The organism is Natrinema soli (assembly GCF_028618695.1).
This window is the reverse complement of record NZ_JAQIVI010000558.1, coordinates 1-7,237: the sequence shown is the minus strand read 5'-3', so window position 1 is coordinate 7,237 and position 7,237 is coordinate 1. Positions and strand designations below refer to the sequence as shown.

The following is a 7,237-nucleotide window of genomic DNA, read 5'->3' as shown; positions in this document are numbered from 1 at the left end:
GGCCGCTTCGGCGACCGCCACCGAGGGACCGATTCCCGGCCCGCCGGCGACCGCGACGACGTCGCCCGCACCGTCGTACGTAATCCTGCCGAACGGCCCCTCGATGTGGACGGTTTCACCGGCCTCGAGGTCGGCGAGCCACGGCGAGAGGTCGCCGTCGGGATCGATGCCGACCGTGAGCTCGAACGTCGCTCCGACGTCCGGTGACGAGAGCGTGTAGTGACGCGAAAGCACCTCCTCGTCGGGGCTGGCCCGGAGCAAGACGAACTGGCCCGGCAGGGCGTCGAACCCGTCAGGCGTTTCGAGCTCGAGTGCGACGGTGTCCGGACCGACTTCGGTGACCGATGCGACGGTGACTGGCGTCCCTTCCATGTCGACTCCGTTCGGAGGCGGGTCGAAAAGTCGTTCCGTTCCATCGACGCCGCAGGTTCGACTCGATTACGGTCGCGATCCGGGATCGTGTCACGGCCACGGACCGTGGAACTGACCGTGCGCCTCGATACCACATTCGCCGCGTTACCCGTTTTTTCCGTCGGTAACCGTCACTGCCGTTATTTGTAACGATTAATGAAAACTGTCCCCGCCTACCGAACATATCACCCACCGTCGCGGTTGTCCGGTTGGGGTTTCAGAAGCCTTTTCATTTATGGGGGGCAAGGCTCAGCATAACATGGCTGAGGATCTCAACTGGGCGGTCGGAGGCGAGGCCGGCGACGGTATCGACTCCACGGGTAAAATCTTCGCTCAGGCCCTTTCCCGAGCCGGACGGCACGTATTCACGTCGAAAGACTTCGCGTCGCGGATCCGCGGCGGCTACACTGCCTACAAGATTCGCACCTCCGTCGAGGACATCCAGAGCGTCGTCGATCGGCTGGACATCCTCGTCGCGCTGACACAGCGGACGATCGACGAGAACTTAGACGAACTCCACGAGGGCAGCGCTATCATCTACGACGGCGAGCGCTCGTGGGAGGCCGAGATTCCCGACGAGATGACCGCGGTCGACGTTCCGCTGAAGACGCTGGCCGAGGAGGCCGGCGGCGCGATCATGCGCAACATCGTCGCGCTCGGTGCGGCGTGCGAAATCACCGGTTTCGACGTCGCGTACCTGGACGAAGCCCTCGAAAAGCGCTTCGGCGGCAAGGGTTCGAAGATCGTCGAGAACAACAAGGCGGCCGCCCGAGCGGGTCAGGAGTACGTCCAGGAGAACTACGATCTGGACCACCTCGGCTACAACATCGACACGACCGACAACGACTACGTCTTACTCAACGGCAACGAGGCGATTGGCATGGGTGCCATCGCCGCCGGGTGCCGGTTCTACGCCGGCTATCCGATCACGCCCGCGACGTCGATCATGGAGTATCTGACGGAACGCATCGAAGACTACGGCGGTCACGTCGTTCAGGCGGAAGACGAGTTATCGGCGATCAACATGTCTCTCGGGGCCGCGCGTGCCGGTGCTCGATCGATGACCGCGACGTCGGGGGCCGGGATCGACCTCATGACCGAGACCTTCGGCCTGGTCGCGACCAGCGAGACGCCGCTGGTCATCGCCGACGTGCAGCGGTCCGGTCCCTCGACGGGGATGCCGACCAAACAGGAACAGGGCGACCTCGACATGGCGCTGTACGCCGGCCACGGTGAAGTCCCGCGGTTCGTCGTCGCTCCCACGTCGATCACCGAGTGTTTCTGGAAGACCGTCGAGGCGTTCAATCTCGCAGAGAAGTACCAGACGCCGGTCTTCCTGGTCTCCGATCTGGCGATGTCGGTCACCGAACAGACGTTCCCGCCGGAGGCCTTCGACATGGACGACGTCGAGATCGATCGCGGCAAGCTCGTCGACGAGGACGAGGTCGACGAGTGGCTCGACGCACAGGGTCGCTTCCGCGCTCACGCCGTCACCGAAGATGGCGTCAGTCCGCGCGCCATCCCCGGCACGACCGACGCCGCACACATGTCCACCGGCCTCGAACACGACGAACTCGGCCGCCGGACGGAGGAAGAAGACGAGCGCGTCCACCAGGTCGACAAGCGATATCGGAAGGTCGAGACCGCCCGTAACGAGGAGGAGTGGGACTATCGCGAGTTCGGGAACCCGGACGCCGACAACCTCGTCATCTCGTGGGGGTCCAACGAGGGCGCGCTCATCGAAGCGCTCGACTACCTCGAGGCGGACGGGATCGACGTCCGCGTCATCTCGGTGCCGTACATCTTCCCGCGGCCGGACCTGACCGAGGAGATCGAAGCCGCCGACGAGACGATCGTCGTCGAGTGTAACGCGACCGGGCAGTTCGCCGACGTGATCGAACACGACGTGCTTACCCGCGTGAAGCGCATCAACAAGTACACGGGCGTTCGATTCAAGGCGGACGAACTCGCGGACGATATCACCGACAAACTCACCGAGGAGGTACCAGCACAATGAGCTCCGACGTACGATTCACCGACTTCAAATCCGACAAGCAGCCGACGTGGTGTCCCGGATGCGGCGACTTCGGGACGATGAACGGCATGATGAAAGCCCTCGCGAACACCGGCAACGACCCCGACAACACCTTCGTGGTGGCGGGGATCGGCTGTTCCGGCAAGATCGGGACCTACATGCACAGCTACGCCCTGCACGGCGTTCACGGCCGTGCGCTCCCGGTCGGGACCGGCGTCAAGATGGCCCGTCCCGACATCGAGGTCATGGTCGCCGGTGGCGACGGTGACGGCTACTCGATCGGTGCCGGTCACTTCGTCCACGCCGTCCGCCGGAACGTCGACATGACCTACGTGGTCATGGACAACCGCATCTACGGGCTGACGAAGGGGCAGGCCTCGCCGACCTCGCGGTCGGACTTCGAGACCAGCACGACCCCCGAAGGGCCGAAGCAGCCGCCGGTCAACCCGCTCGCCCTGGCGATGGCCTCCGGCGCGAGCTTCATCGCGCAGTCGTTCAGTTCGGACGCGATGCGCCACGCGGAGATCATCGAGCAGGCCATCGAACACGACGGCTTCGGCTTCGTCAACGTCTTCAGCCCGTGCGTCACGTTCAACGACGTCGACACCTACGACTACTTCCGCGACAGTCTCGTCGACCTGCAGGAGGACGAGGATCACGATCCGAACGACTACGAGGCCGCCAAGGAAGTCATCCTCGACAGCGACAAGGAGTACCAGGGAGTGATGTACCAGAACGAAAACTCCGTGCCGTACCACGAACAACACGGCGTCACCGAGGACATGTCCGAGATTCCCGACGGCGCGCCCGAGGACGCGATGGATCTCGTCCGCGAGTTCTACTGACGACGGCGGTCACTGCTCGCGTTCTGTGCTGTGCGCGAATCGCTCTCTATTCTGTGCACGGATCGCTCCGCGTGCTGTTTACTCCGTACACTGGTTGCACGTCGTCCAGTGAGATCGAAAACGCGGTCGTCTGCGGGTCGGTCGATTTTGCCCGATTTCTTCGATAACTGGTTCCCCGTCGCCGTAACTCGAGACTGCGAACCGAACCCTACCCCTCGAACGGGTGCTCGACGGATTCCAGCAGTTCCTCGACGTTCGCGGCTTCGGCAGTGAGCATCTTCGGGTAGGTCCCGAGTAACACGAGCAGATCGCCGTCGTGATCGAACGACGTGAGCTTGATCTCGATATCGATCGTCTCGCCCTCGAGTTCGCTCTGACCGACGAACAGGTCGACCTCGCGGCCGTCGCCGAGGATATCGAGGTCGAACGAATCCTCGCGCTGGATGTTCGAAATATCACCGTGATCGCTGGGAACCTCGCTCAGAAACCGCTCGAGCAGCTCTTTGTTCGACATATCGTCGAGCGGGTTGAGCGATCGGCCGGCGACCTTCATGCCGGGGACCGAGACGCTCGCGAAGGCGGCCCCCTCGCGCGTCCCGCCCAGATAGTCGACCTCCTTCGTGTACACCGAGCGCCAGACGCCGGCCCGGACGTCGCGTTCGATGCCGCCCGGGAGGTCGACCGTTCGCTCGATCGCGTCGTTATTGACGCCGCTTTCCTCGTAGCCGGCCCCCTCGAGCGCGCCCTCGGTCGGGGCGACGCGGTCGGAATCGAACTCGAGCGGTCCGTTGCCGAGAACGACGTCGAGACAGCCTGCCGTTAGTGCGAGGGCTCCAGTCGCGCCAGCGGCGAGCACCGATCGGCGAGTGAGAGTCATTGGAAGAGAGATTCGCTACGAGCGGCATATCCCTTGTGGCTACTTCAGGACCGCTGACAGGACCGTTTACGGAACAAGATGGTTCAGGTTCGGGACCGTTCGGGCGACGAATCCGGGCCGACGAACTCATGAAGAGTTATCGGGATCGACCGCCCCCGTATAGCCATGACCGACTTCGCAGCGCGAGTCGAGCAGGTGTCGATCAGCGGGATTCGCGAGGTCTTCGAGGCCGCCGGCGATGACGCGATCAACCTCGGCCTCGGCCAGCCGGACTTCCCGACGCCCGCCCACGCCCGCCGCGGGGCGATCGAAGCGATCGAGGCCGGGCGGGCCGACGCCTACACCTCGAACAAGGGAACCCCGCAGCTTCGAGAGGCGATTTCGGCGAAGTACGATCGGGACTACGGCCTCGCGGTCGACCCCGAAGACGTGATCGCCACCTCCGGCGGCAGCGAGGCGCTGCACCTCGCGCTCGAGGCCCACGTCGATCCCGGCGAGGAAGTGATCTTCCCGGATCCGGGTTTCGTCTCCTACGACGCGCTGACACACATCGCCGACGGGACGCCGAAGCCGGTCGGACTGCGCGAGGATCTGACCCTCGATCCCGCGACGGTCGAGGACGCCATTACGCCGGAGACGGCTGCGTTCGTCGTCAACAGCCCCGCGAACCCGACGGGAGCCGTCCAGAGCGAGGCCGACATGCGCGAGTTCGCCCGCATCGCGGACGAGCACGACGTGCTCTGCATCTCCGACGAGGTCTACGAGCACATCGTCTTCGAGGGCGACCACCACTCGCCGCTCGAGTTCGCCGAGACGGACAACGTCCTCGTCGTCAGCGCCTGCTCGAAGACCTACTCGATGACCGGCTGGCGACTCGGCTGGGTCGTCGCATCAAATCGCCGGATCGAGCGCATGCTGCGAGTCCACCAGTACGGGCAGGCCTGCGCCTCCGCACCCGCACAGTACGCCGCCGAGGCCGCCCTGACGGGGCCTCAGGATCGGGTTCAGGAGATGGTCGACACCTTCGAGCAGCGGCGGGACCTCGTGCTGGACGGGCTCACCGACGCCGGCCTCGAGGTGCCCACTCCCGAGGGGGCCTTCTACGCGATGCCGAAGGTCCCCGACGGCTGGTGTGACGAAGTCCTCGAGCGCGGCGTCGTCGTCGTCCCCGGCGACGCCTTCGGCGCGAATGGCGAGGGCTATGCGCGGCTCTCGTACGCGACCGGGACCGAGGAACTGAAGGAAGCGCTCGAAATTATGGCCGACGCGACTCGAGCCGTTCGATAGGATTCGCTCGTACCGACCGCTGTTACCAGTACATCAAGGGGTCTCTGTGGGTTGGTTCTCTCACCCTCTTCCCGCTACGTCTTCCATCGAACGAGCTGTTGAGACGATCTATATTCTCACTTCGGACTGGAAAACCGAGGTGCGGTGGCGCGCGCTGTCGGTCGGCCGAACGAAAGTGAGGGCGACCGACGACATTGTGCGAGGGATGAGGACCGCAGCGACCCGTGGGAGCGAGGACCGCAATCGGCTGGGGAGGGCGAGGCAACTCCGTGCCGCCACGATGAGCAGGACGCGCCGCGTCATTCTCGTTTTTCTACGTCGATTGATCAGTCCACATGTATAGAAGAGTATTCTCGAAGGCGGTCGAGTGGGAAAATGTCTCCTGCTATCGTGGCAACAGGGAATCGCCACGCCCTCCCCAGCCGATTCGCTCGTTCGCTCCGCTCACTCGCTCATCCCTCGCACAATGTCGTCGGCCGCTCTCGCTTTCCGAGGCGTTCACTGTGTTCGCGCCTCGCGACGCTCGATCGGCCGACAGCGCGCGCCACCGCACGTCGGTTGCTCAGTCTGAGCGACACAGAGACCATCCACGCTGAACGTTCCCGTTTTCGCAGTAGCCACGTGTCCGATACAAAACGGCGGAGAAGAGTCCGAGAGTTTCAGCGCTGTGCTGACGCGAACTCGTCGACGAGCGTCTCGCAGAACGCCTCGAGGTCGTTCGGATTCCGACTCGTCACCAGTCCGTCGTCGACGACGACCTCCTCGTCGACCCACTCGCCGCCGGCGTTGCGAACGTCGGTCTGCAGGCTGTGGTAGGAGGTCAACGTCTTCCCGTCGACGACGTCGGCTTCGACCAGCGTCCACGGGCCGTGGCAGATCACGCCCGCCGGCTTCCCGGCTTCCCGGCTTCCACGTGCTGTCGCAGGAGTGCTACGCCGTCCTCGTCCGTTCGGAGCGTATCCGCGCCGACGGTCCCGCCGGGGACGATCAGCGCGTCGTAGTCGTCCGCCGAGACCTCGTCGAACGATTTCTCGACCTCGTAGCTGTCGCTCCACTCGAGGTCGTCGTTCACGGTCTGGGCGTCGCCGGTCTCGCTGCCGAGTACGTCGACGGTGGCTCCGGCGTCGGTGACCGTCTCCTTCGGTTCGACGAACTCGATCTCTTCGGTGCCCTCCGGTGCGAGGAAGAGTCCGACGGTCGTCTCCTCGAGCGGCTGCCGATCAGATTCGCTCATACCGAAAGCGAGTGCGCTCGTGCGGACAAGTGTTGTACTTGCTGGTGCAAAACGGCCGGGCAGCGGTCTGATCCGCACGTCCCGCTCGAGTACCGGAGAGACCGCTCCGAGGACGCCGTCTCTCGTGCCGTCACGTGTACCATTTTACGGCCCCGCTCCGTGGTCTCGAACGATATGCGCGCTGTACGCCTCCACGAACACGGCGATGCGGACGTACTACAGGTAGACGAAATCGATCGACCGGAGCCGGCCGCGGACGAACTCTTGATCGAGATTGCCGCCGCGGGTGTCAACCCCGTCGATACCTACTTCCGGGACGGCTCGTACACGCCGGTCGACGTGCCGTTTACGCCCGGCGTCGATTTCTCGGGCGTCGTCGCCGAGGTGGGTGAGTCCGTCGACGGCTTCGAGAAGGGCGACCGCGTCTACGGAACCGGTATCGGCGGGGCCGCCGCGCAGGGTGCCTACGCGGAGTTCGCGACGGTTCCCACCGACCGCGTCGTGCACCTCCCCGACGGCGCGGATCTGACCGAGGCCGGTGGCGCTGG

The 7,237-nt window shown here is 64.5% G+C and carries 6 protein-coding genes and 1 pseudogene; 4 read left to right on the top strand and 3 right to left on the bottom strand.

Annotated features, from left to right (window positions below; translation table 11 throughout):
• Window positions 1-372, bottom strand: a 372-nt coding sequence (locus tag PGX04_RS26535; protein ID WP_273741234.1) for a ferredoxin--NADP reductase, incomplete at its 3' end; no start/stop codon positions are given.
• Between the two features lie 298 nt (window positions 373-670).
• Here PGX04_RS26535 and PGX04_RS26530 point away from each other — a divergent pair.
• Together PGX04_RS26530 and PGX04_RS26525 are read left to right on the top strand one after the other, a co-directional pair.
• Window positions 671-2,428: a 2-oxoacid:acceptor oxidoreductase subunit alpha gene (locus tag PGX04_RS26530; protein ID WP_273741233.1), complete on the top strand. Its 1,758-nt coding sequence runs from the start codon at window positions 671-673 to the stop codon at window positions 2,426-2,428.
• On the top strand, window positions 2,425-3,291 hold the full coding sequence (locus PGX04_RS26525) for a 2-oxoacid:ferredoxin oxidoreductase subunit beta (protein WP_273741232.1): 867 nt from the start codon (window positions 2,425-2,427) through the stop codon (window positions 3,289-3,291). Before PGX04_RS26530 ends, PGX04_RS26525 begins: the two co-directional genes overlap by 4 nt.
• A gap of 208 nt (window positions 3,292-3,499) precedes the next feature.
• On the opposite strand, the gene PGX04_RS26520 is transcribed toward PGX04_RS26525, so the two are convergent.
• On the bottom strand, window positions 3,500-4,168 hold the full coding sequence (locus PGX04_RS26520; protein ID WP_273741231.1) for a DUF6517 family protein: 669 nt from the start codon (window positions 4,166-4,168) through the stop codon (window positions 3,500-3,502).
• 165 nt (window positions 4,169-4,333) lie between these two features.
• On the opposite strand from PGX04_RS26520, the gene PGX04_RS26515 reads away from it, so the two are divergent.
• On the top strand, window positions 4,334-5,455 hold the full coding sequence (locus PGX04_RS26515; protein WP_273741230.1) for a pyridoxal phosphate-dependent aminotransferase: 1,122 nt from the start codon (window positions 4,334-4,336) through the stop codon (window positions 5,453-5,455).
• Window positions 5,456-6,114: 659 nt separating this feature from the next.
• On the opposite strand, the pseudogene PGX04_RS26510 reads toward PGX04_RS26515, so the two are convergent.
• Window positions 6,115-6,689, bottom strand: a pseudogene (locus PGX04_RS26510) (type 1 glutamine amidotransferase domain-containing protein).
• Between the two features lie 174 nt (window positions 6,690-6,863).
• Here PGX04_RS26510 and PGX04_RS26505 point away from each other — a divergent pair.
• Window positions 6,864-7,237, top strand: a 374-nt coding sequence (locus PGX04_RS26505) for an alcohol dehydrogenase catalytic domain-containing protein (RefSeq protein WP_273741229.1), incomplete at its 3' end; no start/stop codon positions are given.